The following is a 17,710-nucleotide window of genomic DNA, read 5'->3' on the forward strand; positions in this document are numbered from 1 at the left end:
AACCGTTCGCGCGTCATGCGCCGAGCGTCGCGCCGCCGTCCACGCACAGCGTGTGCAGCGTCACGTGACGCGACGCGTCGGACAGCAGGAACAGCACGGCTTCGGCGATATCGTCGGGAATCGCGATGCGACCGAGCGGAATGCCGTTCCGGTAGGTGTCGAGCGCCCCCGCGATGACGCCCGCCGGGCCTTCCGGGCCATGCCAGAGCTGACGCTGCATCGGCGTGTCGGTCGATCCCGGCGCGACGATGTTGCAGCGAATGCCGTGTCCGGCCAGTTCGAGGCCGAGGCAACGGGTGAACTGATGGGCTGCCGCCTTCGATGCCGCGTACGCCGCCATCTGCGTGCGCGGCACGAGCGCCGCATTCGATCCGACGGTCACGATGGCGCCCGCCCGGCGCGCGACCATCAGCGGCGCGACCGCGCGCGACAGATGAAACACGCCGTCGGCATTGACCGCGAAGCAATGCGCCCAGTCGTCGTCCGTCAGCGACGCCGCGCTCGAGAGCCGCAGCACGCCGGCAACGTTGGCGAGCATGCCGATCGGGCCGACAGATGATTCCACCCGTTCGACGGCGACCTGCACCGCACGCGCGTCGGCGACGTCGACCGAAAACGCGTGCACGCGCCCTGGCGCCGGCGGGTGGTCGGCGATCGTGCGCGCCAGCGCGTCGCCATCCATGTCGAAGGCGGCCACGTCCACGCCGTGTGTGGCAAGCGCGCGCACGACCGCGGCGCCGATGCCGCGCGCCGCACCGGTCACGACGGCGATACCTGCCGGGAAAGTCAGGTTCGGATTGCTGTTCATCGATTCGAATTCCGTGATTGAAGATCCGGGCCCGCCGTTGCGGCGAGCCGTTCGGTGAGGATGGCGCCGATCGCCGCCATCGATTCGGGGTCCGACATGCCGTCGTGCGAGCAGTCGAGCGCATGGCAGGTCAGCGTCCCCGAAGGCCGATGCGCATGCCAGCGCTCGGGCGTCGGCATGCCCTGCCGCTTGCGGGTCGCATTGAAAAGCAGCAGTTCGCCGTCGTAGCGCGGCGTCGATGCCGCGCGAAACAGGCGCATCTGCCGCAGCGTCGCCGCGACGAACGCATCGAGGCCGGCACCGCCGAGCGCCGCAAACGGGCTGTTCGCGCGCAGCAGGCGTTGTCGCAGCACGGTGTCGGACAGGTCGGCCGTATCGAAATCGCCGTTGACGGTCAGCAGGATCCGCAGCGCGTCGCCGCAAGCCGGCATCGGCTGCGCCGTCCATGCCGACGACGGATAGCTGTCCATCAGCGCGAGCGTACCGACCTCGTCGCCGTCGCACGCCAGCGCCGCCGCGACGCCATACGCCAGCGCGCCGCCGAGCGACCAGCCCAGCAGGTGATACGGCCCGTCGGGCTGCAATGCCCGTACGCGCCGCACATAGGTTTGCACCAGTGCGTCGAAATCGGCTGCATCGCGCGTGTCGTCGACCGAAAGCTGCAACCCGTCGATCGTCGCGTCGGGCAGATAGGCGGCCAGCCGCAGGTAACTCCACGCGAGGCCATCGGCCGGATGGATGCAGATGAGCCGCGGCGCGGCACCCGAGCCCGACTGGATCGCCAGGTGCGGCGCAAATGCGTTGCGCTCGGTGCGCGGCCGGTACGCCAGCGGCGTACGCAATGCGGCTGTCAGCATCGCGATCGTCGGATGCCGGAACAGCATCGAGACAGGCACGTCGCGCCCGAGTTCCGCCGCGAGCCTCGCGCTCGCCTGCATCGCCTGCAGCGACTTGCCGCCGATGTCGAAGAAATTGCTGCCCGGCGTCAGCGCGACATCGCCGAGCACGTTCCGCCACACGGCCATCACCTGCCGCTCGAGCGCACCGGCGCGCGGATCGTCGGCCGCCTCGTCACGCCGCGCATCGGCACGCTGCAGCGCGTTGCGATCGATCTTGCCGTTCGCGTTGCGCGGCAGCCGTTCGAGCACGTGCCAGCGGTCCGGAATCGCGGCCGCCGGCAACCGCTGCGCCAGTTGCATGCGCAACGCGGCAGGCTCGGCCGACCCGGCGACGAACGCCGCGAGCGTCACCGTGCCGGCACCGCTGCGGGAGGCAACGACCGCCGCCTCGCGCACGTCCGGTTCGCGCAGCAGCGCGTCCTCGATCTCGCGCGGGTCGATGCGCACGCCGCTGATCTTCACTTCGTGATCGATCCGGCCGTCGAAATACAGCCGGCCGTCGCGCAGCGTCGCGAGATCGCCGGTGCGGTACGCGCGCTGCCCGCCGCGCGGCAACGTGACGAAGCGTTCAGCTGTCAGCGCGGGATTGCCCGCATACGCGAGCGCCAGCCCGTCGCCGCACAGCACCAGTTCGCCAGTGCACCCCGCGGCGACCGGGTACGCGCGCCCGTCGACGATGCACGCGTCGACGCCCGCGCGCGGCGTGCCGATCGGCACCGGTTCGCCCTCCTGCCAGACTGCCTGCGGGCCGCCGACGCATGCCGCGGTCGCGATGATCGTCGCCTCGGTCGGTCCGTAGGTATTGAGCAGCACCCGGTCCGGCAGGTGCGCGCGCCAGCGCCGGATCCGCTCCGGCAACGCGGCCTCGCCGCCGATGATCGTCAGGCGCACACGGTCGAGGCGCTGCGCATGGCGTGCGTCGAGCGCATGCGCGAGCACGTGCCAGTAGGCGGTCGGCAGGTCGAGCACGGTGATGCCGCGCCGCTCGACTTCCGCCGTGAACGTTTCGACCGAATCGAGCATCGCATCGTCCCGCAGCACGAGCGTCGCGCCATGGCACAGCGTGGCGAAGACTTCCTCGAAGCTCGCGTCGAAATGCAGCGGTGCGAACTGCAGCACGCGATCGCCCGGCCCGATGCAATACAGGTCGCGCGTGCTCGCGACGAACTGGCCGAGCGCGCCGCGTCCGGTCAGCACGCCGTTCGGGCGGCCGGTCGATCCCGACGTGTACAGCAGATACGCGGGCAGCGAATCCGGCACCGGTGCGTCGCCGGCCGGCGCATGCCGCGTCGCCGGCGCGCACGCCGCGTCGAGATCGAACACCGGGCACGCGCCCGCACATGCACGGTGTGCGCCGCGCGTGATGACGATCGCCGGCGACGCGTCCGCGAGCATCGCAGCCGTGCGTTGCGGCGGCCCGTCCGGGTCGAGCGGCACGATAACGGCGCCCAGCTTCAGCACGGCCAGCATTGCAGCGATCACGTCCGGCGCACGCGGCGCCGCGATCGCGACGCGCGTCTGCTGCGTCACGCCACGCCGGGCGAGCGCGTCCGCCAGCGCCGCGGTGTCGGCGAGCAACGTGCGATAGTCGACACGACGCTCCCCGGCTTCGATCGCCGTGTGCGCAGGCGCGTCGCGTGCCACGCGTTCGATCAGCGCGATCACGTCGTCGTGCGGCCCGGGGAGCGGCGCGCCACGCACGATCGACGGCGGCGGCATGTCGTCGAGCAGGCGCGCGACCGGTTCGTCGGCCGCGCACGCAGCGAACGTGTCGAGCCAGTCCACGAAGCTTTGCACGTACGCCGCCAGCGTGTCGGCGTCGTACGCATTCGGATTGGCCTCGAGCGTCAGATGCCACGCGCCGCCGCGCACGGCGAGCGTCACGTTCAGGTCCTTCACCGGCCCACCGCTTACCGCGCGCGTATCGCTCGCCAGCCCGCGAAACGCGACCTGCCGCTCGAACGGCATCACGTTGACGGCCTGGTTGAACAGGAACACGTTGCGCTCGAGCAGGCCCAGATCGCCGCGAATCCAGCCGTACCGGTAATACAGGTGCGGCCGGATCGCGCGCAGCTGATCCGAACAGGCACGCGCGAGATCGCGCGGCGAATGGCCTGCGTCGACATGCACGCGAAACGGCACGATATTCATCGCCATGCATGGCACGCCGAGCGCCGGCGTGCCGAGCCGGTTCATCACCGGCAACCCGAGCGTCAGGTCGCGCTGCCCGCCCTGTCTTGCCAGCCAGATCCCGGTCGCGCACAGCAACCACGCGTTCCAGTCGACGCCCGCGTGCGCCGCGGCATCCCTGAGCCGCGCCAGCCGGGCGCCATCGATCACGCGCGTGGCCCGCGACGCATCAGGCGCCACGTCCTGCTTCGGCGCGAGCTCGAGCGGCGCGGGCAGGTCGCGCAGGTATCCGCGCCAGAACACGCGATCGGCTTCGAAGCCGCCGTTCGCGCGATAACTCGCTTCGGCTTCGACCACGCGATCCACACGCCAGTCGGGCAACGTCGGCACGGGCGCCTTGCCGACACGCGCGTTGTAGCGTGCCGCGACGGCTTGCTGCAGGAGCCCGTAGCCGAAGCCGTCCAGCACGATGTGATGAACCTGCAGGTACCACCAGTGCCGCGTCGGCGAGAGCCGCAACAGCGCCGTGCGATACAGCGGATCGGACGTGACATCGCAGCACACCGACAGCGAGGCCTTCATCCAGTCCCGCGCCGCCTGCCCGGGATCCGCCTGCATCGACAGGTCCACGAGCGGCAGCCGCGTGGCCGGCGCGCGGCGATACTGCCAGAGCGTATCGTCGGCCCACGCGAAACGCATGTGCAGCGCGTCGGCATGATCGAGCACCGCCTCGACGCTTCCGGTAAGCGCATCGACGTCGAGCGCGCCGTCAAGTTCGATGGTTTCGGCTGTCAGGTAGCCCGGATCGTCGGGATCGACCTGTTGCGCGACCCAGATTCCGTATTGCGCGGATGTCGCGCGTATCGGCCGTTCCATCGGTCGTTCTTCGAGTTGCATGAATGGAGATATCGCGAATAAGCGTTGAACCGGAAATGCACGTCGTCAGTCGGCCTGCTGCCACGCAATCACGAGTTCGCGATTGCGGGACATCAGCACCAGGTGCTCGTCCATCACGTACTGGATCTGCGCGAGCTTGTCGGCCGTATCGGCTTCGCAGCGCATCCGCAACCGATCGTCGGTCCGCTGCATCCGGCAGGTGCCGTACGGGAAGTCGACGGTCGCACGGTGCGCGTCGAACACGACGGGCACCTTGATCGCGTAGTGCTTGCACAGCTTGAACAGCACGCGATCGGCCTGTGCCAGCGTGACTTCCGCCGTGCTGGCGAACGGCGCCGGACGGATGCCGGGCATGTCGTGCCCGGTCATGCAGGCACCTGCGCGGTGCGTTGCAGCAGGCGCGTCCACGCTTCCAGCGTCGGCTGTTCGGCGAGTTGCACGAACGTGACGTCGTGCCCGTCGGCCCGCCACTGCTCGACGAACGTCATCATGCGAATCGAATCGACGCCGCAATCGACGAGGTTGGCGTCCGCGCTCAGCGTCGCGGCCGGAATGCGCAGGCTTTCGGCGACCCGCCGCGCGACGTCGTCGAGGGTCGGCGTCGCGAGATCGTCGTGGGTAGCACTGACGAGCGTGTCGACCGACACGACGCTGCCGCAGCGTCCCGCGACATACTCGAGCGCCATCCGGTGCTCGCGCTCCGAGAAATCCGCGAGCGCATCGCCGACGAAAAACGGCTTGATGTCGCGCATGAAGGCGTCGCACGCAGTCATCAGGCAGCCGATGTGCGCGTAGATCCCGCAGATCACAAGCTGGTCGCGCCCCTGTGCGCGCAGCCGGGTATCGAGATCCGAGCGCCGGAATGCGCTGTAGCGCCATTTGTCGAGCACCGTGTCGCCGGGCACCGGTGCGACGATCTCGCTGATCGCCGCGCGCGCCGGCTGCGCGGTCAGTCCCGGGCCCCACATGTCGGTCAGGAGCGCGCGATCCGCCGGCGCCTGGGTCGCCGGCTGCGCGGTGTAATAAGCGGGCATCCCCGCCGCATGCGCGAAATCGATCAGGCGCCGCACGCCGGCCAGCAACGACGGCACCGGCGCCGCACCGCGATCGTAGAAGTCGAGGAAATAGTCCTGCATGTCGTGCACGAGCAGCGCCGCGCGGCGCGGCTCGAATTGCCAGGTCACGCGGTTGGCCGGCAGGTCTGCCGGCATCGGATAGGAAGCGATTTTCGGAATGGCCATGTTGGAATGCGTCGTGAAGCGTCGTAACAATGAATGGATCGGGAATTGCCTCGGTACCGGACGTCAGGCAGGCAGGTCGGCCAGGCAATCGGCGATGCGTTGCCGCAGCGCCCGCTTGTCGATCTTGCCCACCGGGGTCTTCGGGAACGCATCGACGAACTCGATCCGGTCCGGCACCTTGTAGGTCGCGACGCCCTGCTCGCGCACGAACCGCACGAGATCCGCCGCGCTCGGTGCCGTCGCACCGCGAATCACGTACGCGCAACTGCGCTCGCCGAGATACGGATCCGGCATCGGCACGAGTGCCGCGTCGGCAACCCCCGGATGCGCCAGCAGCAGGTGCTCGATCTCCTCCGCGGGAATCTTTTCGCCGCCCCGATTGATCTGGTCCTTCGCGCGCCCCTCGACGACGAGATAGCCGCCGTCGGTGATCCGCACGCGATCGCCGGTGCGATAGAAGCCGTCCGCGGTGAACGCACGCGCGTTGTGCGCCGGCGCGTCGTAGTAGCCACGGATCGTGTACGGGCCACGCGTCAGCAGGTGACCGACCTCGCCCGGTACGACCGGACGATCGTCGTCGTCGACCACGAGAATCTCGTCGTCCGGCGAGATCGGCCGCCCCTGGGTGGCGATCACGACGTCGCGCGGATCGCCCAGCCGCGTGTAGTTGACGAGCCCTTCCGCCATCCCGAACACCTGCTGGAGCTGCGCGCCGAAGCCGTCCGCCGCGCGCGCGGCCAGTGCCGGATCGAACCGCGCCCCGCCGACCTGCACGAGTTCGAGACTCGCCGGCGCGCCGCCGCGCCGCGCAGCGGCCGTCAGCCACACGAGCACGAGCGGCGGCACGAGCGCAACCACAGTCACGCGTTCACGTTCGATTACGTCGAATGCAACGTCGGGGCTGGCGCTGTCGCACAGCACGACCGTGCCGCCCGCGTCGAAGACGCCGAATGAGCCCGGCGAACTGAGCGCGTAGTTGTGCGCGGCCGGCAGCGCGGCGAGATAGACGGTGCGTTCGCTCAGCCCGCAGATGCGCGCGCTCTCCCGCACGCTGTACAGATAATCGTCGTGCGTGCGCGGGATCAGCTTCGGCGTGCCCGTGCTGCCGCCCGACAACTGCAGGAACGCCACCTCGTGCGCGAGCGGCCCGGGCGGCAATGCGGCGTCCGGCGCATCGGGCAGATCGAGTCCGGCGTTGCCCGGTGTCGTGAACAACACGTGCTTCAGCGTCGGCGCGTCGGCCTGCACGTCGCGCGCGAGCGACCGGTAGTCGAAACCATCGTGAGATTGCGCCGCGATGTACGCGACCGCGCCCGTGTGCTGGCAGAAGAAACCGATCTCGCGACGCCGGTGCGCGGGCAATGCAAAGACCGGCAACGCACCGATGCGGAACAGCGCGAACGTCGTCGCGAAGAAGGCCGCGCAGTTCGGCAATTGCAACACCACGCGATCGCCTGGCGCGATGCCCGCCGCGCTCAGTGCGCGCGCAATGCGTTGCGCCTCTCGCGCAAGGGTCCGGTACGACCAGCGCAGGTCGCCCTGCACGAGCGCCGTCCGGTCGCCGAATTGCGCGACGCGCGCATCGAACCACCGGGCGAACGACTCGCCGCGCCAATAGCCCTTTTTCCGGTACGTGTCGGCCAGCGCGGCCGGCCACGGCGTGCCATGCGCGATCGTCATGCCGCCTCCCGGGTGCCGCCCGATGCGGCGTCGTGGCGAATCCCCAGCGCATCCAGCATCGTCCTGAACTTGGCCGCCGTTTCGGCCCGCTCGCCGTCGGGCGTCGACTCGGCGACGACACCCGCTCCGGCATAGAGCCGCAGCGTGCGATCGAACGCCTGTGCGCAACGGATCGTCACGATCCATTCGCCATCGCCGCGCGCATCGACCCAGCCGAGCATCCCCGCGTAGAACCCGCGGTCGAACGGCTCGGCCGCGCGAATGCACGCGCGGGCCGCATCACGCGGCGCACCGCAGACCGCCGGCGTCGGATGCAGCGCAAGCGCGAGCGTCAACGCGTCGGCTTCCGTTTCGCCACGCACTTCGGTGGACAGATGCCACATCGTTTCGGTGTGCATCAGCGACGGGCGCGCCGGCACGTCGAGATGCCGGCAGTACGGCGCGAGGCTGTCGCGCACCGCCTCGACGACGACCCGGTGCTCGTCGAGATCCTTGGCCGAATCCAGCAGCGCCTCCGCGCGACGGCGGTCCTCGACGGGGTCGCGGCTGCGCGGCGCGGAGCCGGCCAGCGGATTCGCGCGCACGATGCCGCCGAAGCGGTTCACGAGCAGCTCCGGGCTCGCGCCGAGCAGCGTGTGCCCCTCGCCGAGATCGACCGAAAACGTATAGCCGTGCGGGTTGCGGGCCGCGAGACGCGCGACGAGCGGCGCGACCTCGACCGGCTGCTCGCCGTCGACTTCCAGCGTGCGCGCCAGCACGACCTTGTCGAGCTCGCCCGCGCGAATGCGCGCGACCGCGTGTGCCACCGCATCGGCATAGGCATCGGCCGCCGGCACCTCGCGCGTCGCATAGCGCAGTCCGGACGGTTCCGGCGCCCGCGGCACGCCGCGCGGTGCCGCACGCAGCATCGTGTGCGCCACCCGCAGCGCGGCCGGCGCATCGGCGTCGAACGGCACGGCGCCGACCACCGCTGCGCCCGCATGCCCTTGCGCCTGCGCACGGCGCAGCGCCTCCGTCACGCGCGCGGCCAGCGGCGTATCCGCATGCGGAATCGCTTCCGCCGGATCGGCCGCGAGCAGCGTATGGACCGGCGTGGCGAGGAACAGCGGCGCATCGGCGCGATACAGATCCCAAATGTTTTGGGGTGCTAATAGATCGGCAGGACGGGATATTGCATTCATCGCATTCATCTCCAGATTGAAGGGCCGGCGCGGCGTCGCACCGGCCGTGTCGTCACATTTCGGCGGTGAGGCTCACCGCGACGCGGCGCCCCTGATCGACCAGCCAGTTGCCGTTCAGGCCGGTCGTGCGCGTGCGATCGTCGATCGGAACCATCTTGTTGGTCAGGTTCAGCACCGCGAAGTTGACGGAGAAACGCTTGTCGATCCGGTAGCGGCCGCCGAGATCGAAGGTCGTCGTCGACGGCCGTTCGCGGACACCCTGCGCGCCGTTGCGGAACGCCGCCCAGGACTCGCTGCCGATGTAGTTCGCCGTCGCGTACAGGTCGAGCTTGGCGGTCGGCGTCCAGTCGACCTGCACGTTGAATTTGTGCTTGGGCGTCTTGTCGAGCGGATAGCCGTCGAGCGAGCTGCCGTTGAACGCCTTCTCGCCGCTGCCTTCGCGACGCGACTGCGTCAGCGTGTAGGTGCCCGACACCTTCAGCGTGCGCATCACGCGTGTGCCCGCGCCAAGCTCGAGGCCGTACAGCTTGACCCGGTCGATGTTGTCGTACACGTAAATGTTGCGGCCCGGCGAGCGCGGATCGGCCTTGCCCGTGTCGTAGCTTGCTACCTTGTTCTTGAACAGGTTGTTGAAGAGCGTCAGCCCCGCATACGTGTCGCCGAGGTCGTAGCGCACGCCGAGCTCCTCGGTCAGGCTCGTCTCGGGCTTGAGATCCGGATTGCCGCACAGCGTGCCGGGCATCGCCCCCGCCGCGCCGCCCGACGTCATGCAGTAGCCGCCCGTGCTCTGGCGCAACGACGGCGGCCGGAAGCCCGTCGACACGCCACCACGCACCGTCCACGCCTGGCTGAGCTGGTAGACGCCGTAGATTCGCGGGCTCACGTGGCTGCCGTAGCGATCGTCGTGATAGAGCCGCACGCCGGTCGTCAGCGTGAACCGGTCGTTGAAGAAGTAGTCGTTCTCGCCGAACAGCGCCCACGCATTGCGCCGGATCCGGTCCGAGTTCGCCGCATGGCCCTGCGGCACCGCATCCTGGCGCGCCACGCCCGACAGCGTCGACCAGATATGCTGGCCGCCGACCGTCAGGATGTTGCGCTCGCCCCACCACGGCACCTCGGCCTTGCCTTCGAGGATCGTGTCGGTCAGCGCGGGCCGGATCGCCTCGCGGCCGGTGGGCGTCCACTGGTCCTGCACGCCGCGCTCACCATAGAGCGACAGCGTCGTGTTGCCGAAACCCCAGCGACCGTCGTGCGTGATGCCCCAGTAGTCGCGCACGTGACGCGTCTCGGTCAGCGCCGTCGCGGCGGTGCGTGGCGTGAGCGGCGCCGCGCTCTTGCCTGGCGTGCTCAGGTAGGTGAGCTGCTCGCGCCCGATGTTCACGCTCACGTCCTGGTTGCGCGTGGGCTTCGCCGCCAGCTTCACGTCGAAGCTGCCGATCCGCTGCCCGTTCGCGCCGCCCGTGCCGCTTTTTGCGTAGAAGATGTCGTCCTCGCCGCGATGCAGGAGCCGGCCGGACGCCTGCAGCCCGAGCACGTCGGATTTCAGCGGGCCGCCGAGCCAGAAGTCGACGCTCTGCGTATCGCCCTGGTTCGATTCGAGCTGCCACACGCTGCCGGCCGTGATCGTGCCGCCCCAGCGCTTCGGGACCTTGCGCGTGATCACGTTGATCACGCCGCCCATCGCATCGGCACCGTACAGCGACGACATCGGCCCGCGCACGACCTCGATCCGCTCGATCGCGGACAGCGGCGGCATCAGGTTCGACTGCACGCCCGAGCTGCCGCGGTTCATCGTTTCACGTGTGTTCTGGCGACGGCCGTCGACCAGCAGCAGCGTGTATTCGCCGGGCATCCCGCGGATCGAAATGTCCTGGTCGTTCGGCGAGGCGCCGACGACGCTCACGCCCTCGACGTTGTTGACGATCTCGGCAACCGACGTGTAAGGCTTCGCCTCGATGTCGTCGCGGGTGATCACGGAGATGCTCGCGGGCGCTTCGCGGATCGCCTGCTCGCGACGGCTGGCCGTCACGACGACCGCCTTCAACGTGGTCGGATCCGGCGGATCGCCGGCAGCCGGCGATGCCGCGACAGCGGACGCGGCAGTCGGCTCGGCCGATTGATCAGGCGTCTGCGCCCACGCGCTCGACACGCCCATCAGGTACAGGCCGGCAACGACGACCGGCTTCAATGCAAAGTGTGCAGCTTGACTCGACATGGTGGCGCTTTCGATGTTTCATGATGTGATTGATTCTCATTTGCATTATGAAACATGTAATGTGCCGAAATCTTTGCGTAAGCTACAAACTCGTTTGAGCCGCGGCGGCGGCCTCGTCAGCGATGGTCGCTGCGGCGCGCGAGCGTCGGCGTGACGCCGAAGCGGCGCTTGTAGGCGGTCGCGAAATTCGCGGCGCTCGTATAGCCGGCCAGCGCCGCAGCCTGCTTGACGCTCACCGCGTCACGCTCGAGCGCAAGCCGCGCGCGCTGCAGGTGATGTTCGCGGATGAAGTCGAATACCGTCGTGCCGTAGGCGGCCCGGAACTGGCGCTGCATCGCATTCGTGCTCATGCCGGCATGACGCGCGATATCGTCGAGCGACAAGTCCTGCGCCGCATCGCTCGCCAGAAACGCGCGCAATTCCGCCATCCGGCGGTAGTCGCGCGATCCGAGCGCCGCATCCTGCGCCGGTGCGGCGTCCACCGCCTCCGCCTCGAGCGGCGCGAACGCCTCGGCCAGCAATTCCAGCACGCGACTTTCGAGATAGATTGCCTGCAGCATCGGCTGGTAGGTCGGCGGCCGCACGATCTGCTCGGCCAGTGCCGTCGCACGCGGCGTCGGCTGCCAGAAGCGGATCGCCAGGTGTGCGGACAGCATCGCGTCCAGCCGCTCCGGCAGCATGCCGCGGCTCGCAGCCTGCAGATGCCCGAGCCACTCGCCCGACATCGCGAGACTGAGGCGCCGTGCATAGCCGCCCTTGCTGAGCCGTCGGCGGAACGTATCCGGCTGCACCGCGTTGAGCAGGAACGACTGCATCCGCACCGCGGGCCGCGGCACCGGGGCCCGGCTCGCGCGGTGCGCATCCGTCGTCAGCACCACGCGCCGGTCGCCGTACGACACGTCGAGCGCACCTTCGAGCAGCAGCACGAGATGCAGGCCCGGCGTGCACTGCCCCGACATCACCGCATCGAATTCGTCGGTCGCGTCGTCCGCGTGGATGCGCAGGCCCGGTCGCACCTCGCGGATTCGCGCGACGTGCGCGTCGTGGCGGTGGCCGTCGGATTGGAAAGCAGCTGCCGTCTGCGCTGTCATGTCTTGATACCCCGTTGCGTGTGTCGGGCGCCATGGGCCCGCACAAACTATTTCGTCGTTGGAACAAACAGCCGACATCCCGCGATGTCCGACTGCTCGGTTACAATTAAATGCGAATTGTTCTCATTTACATCGTATCGGGAGTCGCGTGAGAAAGACAAGTGGAATGTGGGCCATGCTGGTCGCATGGCTGTGCAGCGGGTTCGTCGCGCAGGCGGCATGCGCGGACACCACCGTGACCGACCTCGCCGGTCGGCAGGTCCGGATTCCTGCGCGCGTCGAACGCGTGCTGCTCGGCGAAGGGCGCCTGCTGCCCGCGCTGGCGGTCGTCGACGCCGATCCCACCCATCGCCTCGTCGGCATGATGGGCGATTTCGAACAGCTCGATCCGGCCAGCTACGGGCAATGGCTCGAGCGGTTTCCGCGCCTGAAGGACGTACCGCGCATCGGCCGCTCGCAGGCCGGCAGCTTCAGCGACGAACGCGCGCTCGCGCTGCGCCCGCAGGTCGCGATCTTCGGCCTCGGCGGCGGCCACGGCCCCGGCGAGCGCGACCGCGAGACGCTGGCGCGGCTCGAAGCCGCCGGCGTTGCGATCGTCTTCGTCGATTTCCGGCACGATCCGCTCGTCAATACGACGCGCAGCATCGCGCTGCTCGGCCAGGTCTTCGGCGCACCGCAGCGCGCGGCGGATTTCAACGCGTACTGGCAGGCGCAGTTCGATCTCGTCCGTACGCGGCTCGCGAACGCGCACGCGGTCGCGCCGAGCGTGTTCCTCGAAAGCCGCGTCGGCCTGTCGAGCGACTGCTGCGACACGATGACGGGCATGATGGGGCGCCTGCTCGATGCCGCCGGCGGCAACAACATCGCGAAAGACCGCGTGCCCGGCGAGCACGGCACGCTGAATCCGGAATACCTGCTCAGCCGCCAGCCCGATTTCTACATCGGCACGGGGATCGGCTCGACGCAGACACTGCAAAGTGCGCCGCTGCGCATCGCGCTCGGCGCCGGCGTGTCGCGCGACACCGCTACCCGTTCGTTCGACCGGTCGCTGCAGCGCCCGCAGATTGCGCCGCTGCGCGCGGTGCGCGAGCGCCGGGCCTATGCGATCTGGCATCACTTCTACAACTCGCCGTTCAACGTCGTCGCGGTGCAGGCCATGGCCAAATGGCTGCATCCGGCGTTGTTCGCCGACATCGATCCGCGCCGCACGCTCGACACGATGGTGCAACGCTTCCAGCCGGTTCCGCTGCAGGGCGAATACTGGGTGCAGGAAGGGTCCTGACATGCCGCGCCCCGCTTCCACGATGCGTCGCTCGCTGCTCGTCGCCGGCCTCGCGGGCCCGCTCGGCGCCCACCTCCCCCCCGCGCTCGCCGCGCGCGCACCGGACTGGCCCGCGCTCGACGCCGCGCCCGCCGTGCAGGTGCCGAACAGCCGCCAGTTCGACGTCACGGTCGGCGGCAAGCCCCGCCGCCTGTTCGTCGCGCTGCCCGCCGAGCGGGCCGTTACGGGATCCCATCCGGTACTGACCGTCCTCGACGGCAACGCGCTCTTCCCGCTCGCCGCGCAACTCGTGCGCAACCGGCGCGCACGCCCTGACGCCCCGGCCGATCCGGAACCCGTCGTGATCGGCATCGGTTATCCGACTGACGCCGCCTACGACATGACGGCCCGCGCGGACGACTACACGCTCGCGCCGCTGCCGGACGGCCGCGGTGTCGTCGCCGACCGCCTGCTCGATTTCATCGAGCACGACGTGCAGCCCTGGCTCGCGCAACAGGTGGCCGTCGACCCGGCACGCCAGACGCTGTTCGGTCATTCGTACGGCGGCCTGCTGACGCTGTACGCGATGCTGACGCGCCCGCACCTGTTCGCGCGGTATGTCGCGGCCAGCCCGTCGATCTGGTGGGGCGATCGCGCGCTGCTGCCCTATGCGGATCGTTTCGCCGAGCAATCGGCGCCGCTCGCACCCGCGCTGCGGCTGCTCGTGACCGCGGGCAGTCTCGAAGAAGGCACGCCGAATCCGGACGCCGAACGCATGCGCCGGCAGCAGGCGCGCAAGCAGGTCAGCTCCGCGCGCGACTTCGTCAGTCGCGTCGGCGCCCGCCCGGGCCTCGACGCGACGTTCCGCCTGATCGACGGAGAGGATCACGGCGGCGTCGTGGTGCCCAGCGCGATGCTGGCGGCGCGCATCGCGGCCGAAGCCGTCGCGGGAGCGGCCGCATGAGCGCCGCGTCGCCCGCATCGTCGCCTTCGTCCCGCTCGTCCGCTTCGCTGAAGCTGCGTTACCGCGCAGTCGCCGCGCGGCGGGTCGGCGCGCTGATGTTCCTCGCCTGCGTGCTCGGCACCCTGCTCGTCGTCGACATCGGCACCGGCCCGTCGCCGTTCCCGATCGCGGATCTGGTCGCGGGGCTGTTCCGGCCGGACGCGCTGCCGCTCGAGCAGCGCGTGATCCTCTGGGACGTGCGCCTGCCTTATGCGCTGATGGCCGTGCTCGTCGGTGCGTCGCTCGGCCTCGCCGGCGCGGAGATGCAGACCGTGCTGAACAATCCGCTCGCGAGCCCGTTCACGCTCGGCATGTCGGCCGCCGCGAGCGTCGGTGCGTCGCTCGTCGTGATCTCCGGCTGGCACGTCGTGCTCTGGAACGAGAACATCGCGCTGTCGCTCGGCGCGTTCTGCTGCGCGAGCCTCGCGACGCTGCTGATCGTCTGGCTCGCGTGGCGCCACGGCGCGACGACCGAAACCGTGGTGCTGTTCGGCATCGGCCTGATGTTCAGTTTCGAGGCGCTGCTGTGGCTGCTGCAGTTTCTCGCGGACGCGAACGCACTTCAGCAGATCGTCTTCTGGAGCATGGGCAGCCTCGCGCGCGCGACGTGGGGCAAGATCGCGCTGCTGTCGTGCATGCTCGCCGGGTGCGCGTTGTGGGCGAGCTTCGACGTCGCGTCGCTGACGGCGCTGCGCGCCGGCGACGAACAGGCACGCAGCATGGGCATCGCGGTCGAGCGGCTGCGACTCGTCGCGCTGATCCGCATCAGCCTGCTGTCGGCCACCGCGCTATCGTTCGTCGGCACGATCGGGTTCGTCGGTCTCGTCGGGCCGCACGTCGCACGACTGCTCGTCGGCGACGAGCATCGCTACTACCTGCCCGGCGCCGCCCTTGCCGGTGCGATCATGTTGGCCGGCGCGTCCGTGCTCAGCAAGGCGCTGATCCCCGGCGTGACGCTGCCGATCGGCATCATCACCGCGCTGGTCGGCGTGCCGCTGTTCATGATCCTCGTCAGCCGGCGCAGGAGGCTCGATGGATAAGCGCACGCTGTGCGTCGACGACCTCGTCGTGCGTTATGGCGCGAAGGTCGTGCTCGACCGATTGTCGCTCGCGCCCGTGGCGCCGGGCACGATGATCGGACTACTCGGACCGAACGGCGTCGGCAAATCGACGCTGCTGCGCGCACTCGCCCGGCTCGCGGCTGCACGCGGCAACGCGACGTTCGGCGGATTCGACCTGCTGCGCGGCGCGCGCCGGGAACACACGCGACGGGTCGGCTACCTGCCGCAGACGCTGCCGCAGCCGTCGTCGCTGCTCGTGTACGAAGCCGTCCGCAGCGCATTGCGCGCGACCTGCCCTGGTTTGTCCGACGCGGCGCGCGACCTGCGCCTGCAGAACGTGTTCGAGCGATTGCGGTTGCAAGCGCTTGCGATGTCGCCGCTCGACCGGCTGTCCGGCGGGCAGCGGCAGATGGTCGGACTCGCGCAGGTACTCGTGCGCGACACGCCGCTGCTGCTGCTCGACGAACCGACGAGCGCGCTCGACCTGCGCTGGCAGTTGCTCGCGCTGGAGGCGGTCGGGGATGCGGCACGCCGACACGGTGCGGTCGTACTGGTCGCGATGCACGACCTGAATCTCGCGTCGCGATTCTGCGACCGGCTCGTGCTGCTCGGCACCGACGGCCTCGTCGCCGACGGCACACCCGCCGAAGTCCTGACACCGCCGCACCTGCGGCGCGCGTATCGCGTCGACGCCCGGGTCGAACGGACGGCGGCCGGCGATTACGTCGCGCTCGCGGAGCGAGCCATGACGGATGACGCGTGGGAAGCGTGCGACGCTTGAGCGCGGATCGGTCGTCGCGCTGACGACCGGTCCGGCTTGCGGTCATCAGGCCGCCATGCCCTTCGCGCGGCCGCATCGGACGCCGGTAACAACGCGTGCCGGCGCGGGCAAAGCATCATAGAATCGCGCGGCGGGGCCATCGGGTCCCGACCCACCGCGACCTCGGCAAACGAATGCACGGCCGCCATGCGCGGGGCGACCTGTTCCTCTACCCTGCAAGGACGATCGCGTGATGCGCGCATACCGACTTCTGCTGACGGCCAGCGCCATGGCCATGCTTGCCAGCTCGGCTGCGGCAGCGGCTGCCCAGCCGGTGCCCGTCACCGCGGCGGCGGCCCCCAACTGCCCGGCACCGTCGTTCGAACGCTATCCGGTGCGCACGGCGCCCGCGCCGCGTACCACGGCCCACGCGCCGCGATTGACCAGCAAGGAAGCCCGACTCTACCGCACCGTGATTCGCGACGAGTTCACGCAACCGGCGAATTTCGCCGGCCACTACCGCGTCGCGATCTGGGGTTGCGGAACCGATTGCCGGAATTTCGCGATCGTCGACAAGTACACGGGCGCGACCTACACGATGCCCGGCGTGCAGGCCGTCGCGGGCGTGATGGGCAACAACGAGGAACGCGTCGATTTCCGAGCCGACAGCAGGCTGCTGATCATCGCGGGTTGCTTCAACGACGACTGCGACTACGACAGCAAGAAAGCGGCCCGGCTCTTCTATGAGTGGACCGGCACACGGTTGCGCCGGGTCGGCACCTGTCCGCTGGCCATCGAGCCGATCCAGTAGTCGACCGATGAACGCGCCGGCCGCCGCTCGCCGCGACTTGCGCTATCGTTCTTCCGGTACACCTTGAACGGCACACCCGCTCGCGATGTCCATTCACCTCAGTTTCGACGACGGCCCCGGCCCGTCAACGCCTGCCTTGCTCGATGTCCTGCGCAACGCGTCGTGCAAGGCGACCTTCTTCCTGCTCGGCAAGCACCTGACAGGCGGAGCGCTCGACGTCGCCGCAAGGATGGCGAGCGAAGGCCATCGGCTCGGCAATCACACCCGTTCGCACGCGAAGCCCGGTGCGCTGGCAGACGACGCGCTGATCGACGAGATCGAGACGACCGACGCGCTGATCCGCGACGCCTATCGCCGGGCCGGCGTTCCTGTGCCGGACACGATCCCGCTGCGCCTGCCTTATGGACTGATCCCGCACGACAATCGCGCCGGCGTACTGGCGCGGCTGCAGCGCGAACACACGGGCTGGACCGCGATACTGGACGACTGGCAGCGGCCGGCGCCGTCGCCGCAAGCGCTGTTCGACGCGATGTGCTCGCATATCGATGCCAGCACGGCACGACAGCGCGACGTGCTGTTCTGCATGCACGACGGATCGCGGCACGGCGACGCGCGGCCCAACACGGTCGAAGCGGTGCGCCTGTTCCTGAATCGGCAGCGCTGAATCGGCAG

The 17,710-nt window shown here is 69.4% G+C and carries 14 protein-coding genes; 6 read left to right on the forward strand and 8 right to left on the reverse strand.

Going from position 1 to position 17,710, the window contains the following annotated elements:
- Positions 1 to 13: 13 nt before the first annotated feature.
- The 8 genes from BDO18943_RS02530 to BDO18943_RS02565 all read right to left on the reverse strand — a co-directional run bounded on the left by BDO18943_RS02530 (position 14) and on the right by BDO18943_RS02565 (position 12,142).
- Complete coding sequence (locus BDO18943_RS02530; protein WP_175021096.1) at positions 14 to 808, reverse strand: 2,3-dihydro-2,3-dihydroxybenzoate dehydrogenase; 795 nt, start codon at positions 806 to 808, stop codon at positions 14 to 16.
- The gene (locus BDO18943_RS02535) at positions 805 to 4,713 is read right to left on the reverse strand and encodes an amino acid adenylation domain-containing protein (protein WP_235995758.1); all 3,909 of its coding nucleotides are present in this window, start codon (positions 4,711 to 4,713) and stop codon (positions 805 to 807) included. The genes BDO18943_RS02530 and BDO18943_RS02535 overlap by 4 nt, the downstream gene beginning before the upstream one ends.
- A 66-nt stretch (positions 4,714 to 4,779) precedes the next feature.
- Complete coding sequence (locus BDO18943_RS02540) at positions 4,780 to 5,103, reverse strand: DUF2218 domain-containing protein (RefSeq protein ID WP_235995760.1); 324 nt, start codon at positions 5,101 to 5,103, stop codon at positions 4,780 to 4,782.
- On the reverse strand, positions 5,100 to 5,975 hold the full coding sequence (locus BDO18943_RS02545; protein ID WP_175021098.1) for an isochorismatase family protein: 876 nt from the start codon (positions 5,973 to 5,975) through the stop codon (positions 5,100 to 5,102). Before BDO18943_RS02545 ends, BDO18943_RS02540 begins: the two co-directional genes overlap by 4 nt.
- A gap of 63 nt (positions 5,976 to 6,038) precedes the next feature.
- The gene (locus BDO18943_RS02550; protein ID WP_175021099.1) at positions 6,039 to 7,655 is read right to left on the reverse strand and encodes a (2,3-dihydroxybenzoyl)adenylate synthase; all 1,617 of its coding nucleotides are present in this window, start codon (positions 7,653 to 7,655) and stop codon (positions 6,039 to 6,041) included.
- Positions 7,652 to 8,836 (reverse strand): isochorismate synthase, encoded by a 1,185-nt coding sequence (locus BDO18943_RS02555; RefSeq protein WP_175021100.1) that lies wholly within the window; start codon positions 8,834 to 8,836, stop codon positions 7,652 to 7,654. Before BDO18943_RS02555 ends, BDO18943_RS02550 begins: the two co-directional genes overlap by 4 nt.
- A gap of 52 nt (positions 8,837 to 8,888) precedes the next feature.
- Positions 8,889 to 11,051 (reverse strand): TonB-dependent receptor domain-containing protein, encoded by a 2,163-nt coding sequence (locus tag BDO18943_RS02560; protein WP_175021101.1) that lies wholly within the window; start codon positions 11,049 to 11,051, stop codon positions 8,889 to 8,891.
- Between the two features lie 116 nt (positions 11,052 to 11,167).
- Entirely contained in the window at positions 11,168 to 12,142 is a 975-nt protein-coding gene (locus BDO18943_RS02565) for a helix-turn-helix transcriptional regulator (RefSeq protein ID WP_175021102.1), read from the reverse strand.
- A 166-nt stretch (positions 12,143 to 12,308) separates the two neighbouring features.
- Here BDO18943_RS02565 and BDO18943_RS02570 point away from each other — a divergent pair, with 166 nt between their 5' ends.
- From BDO18943_RS02570 to BDO18943_RS02595, 6 genes are all read left to right on the forward strand, one after another.
- Complete coding sequence (locus BDO18943_RS02570; RefSeq protein ID WP_175021103.1) at positions 12,309 to 13,424, forward strand: ABC transporter substrate-binding protein; 1,116 nt, start codon at positions 12,309 to 12,311, stop codon at positions 13,422 to 13,424.
- 1 nt (position 13,425) lies between these two features.
- Positions 13,426 to 14,367: an alpha/beta hydrolase gene (locus BDO18943_RS02575; protein ID WP_175021104.1), complete on the forward strand. Its 942-nt coding sequence runs from the start codon at positions 13,426 to 13,428 to the stop codon at positions 14,365 to 14,367.
- A complete protein-coding gene (locus tag BDO18943_RS02580) occupies positions 14,364 to 15,446 on the forward strand; it encodes a FecCD family ABC transporter permease (protein WP_175021105.1) in 1,083 nt (360 codons plus the stop codon). The genes BDO18943_RS02575 and BDO18943_RS02580 overlap by 4 nt, the downstream gene beginning before the upstream one ends.
- The gene (locus BDO18943_RS02585; protein ID WP_175021106.1) at positions 15,439 to 16,248 is read left to right on the forward strand and encodes an ABC transporter ATP-binding protein; all 810 of its coding nucleotides are present in this window, start codon (positions 15,439 to 15,441) and stop codon (positions 16,246 to 16,248) included. The genes BDO18943_RS02580 and BDO18943_RS02585 overlap by 8 nt, the downstream gene beginning before the upstream one ends.
- A gap of 268 nt (positions 16,249 to 16,516) precedes the next feature.
- Complete coding sequence (locus tag BDO18943_RS02590) at positions 16,517 to 17,038, forward strand: hypothetical protein (protein ID WP_374101793.1); 522 nt, start codon at positions 16,517 to 16,519, stop codon at positions 17,036 to 17,038.
- Positions 17,039 to 17,123: 85 nt separating this feature from the next.
- Positions 17,124 to 17,702, forward strand: coding sequence for a polysaccharide deacetylase family protein (locus BDO18943_RS02595; RefSeq protein WP_175021108.1), 579 nt, complete (start codon positions 17,124 to 17,126; stop codon positions 17,700 to 17,702).
- Positions 17,703 to 17,710: the final 8 nt, after the last annotated feature.

It is taken from the genome of Burkholderia aenigmatica (assembly GCF_902499175.1).
GTDB classification, from domain to species: Bacteria; Pseudomonadota; Gammaproteobacteria; order Burkholderiales; family Burkholderiaceae; genus Burkholderia; species Burkholderia aenigmatica.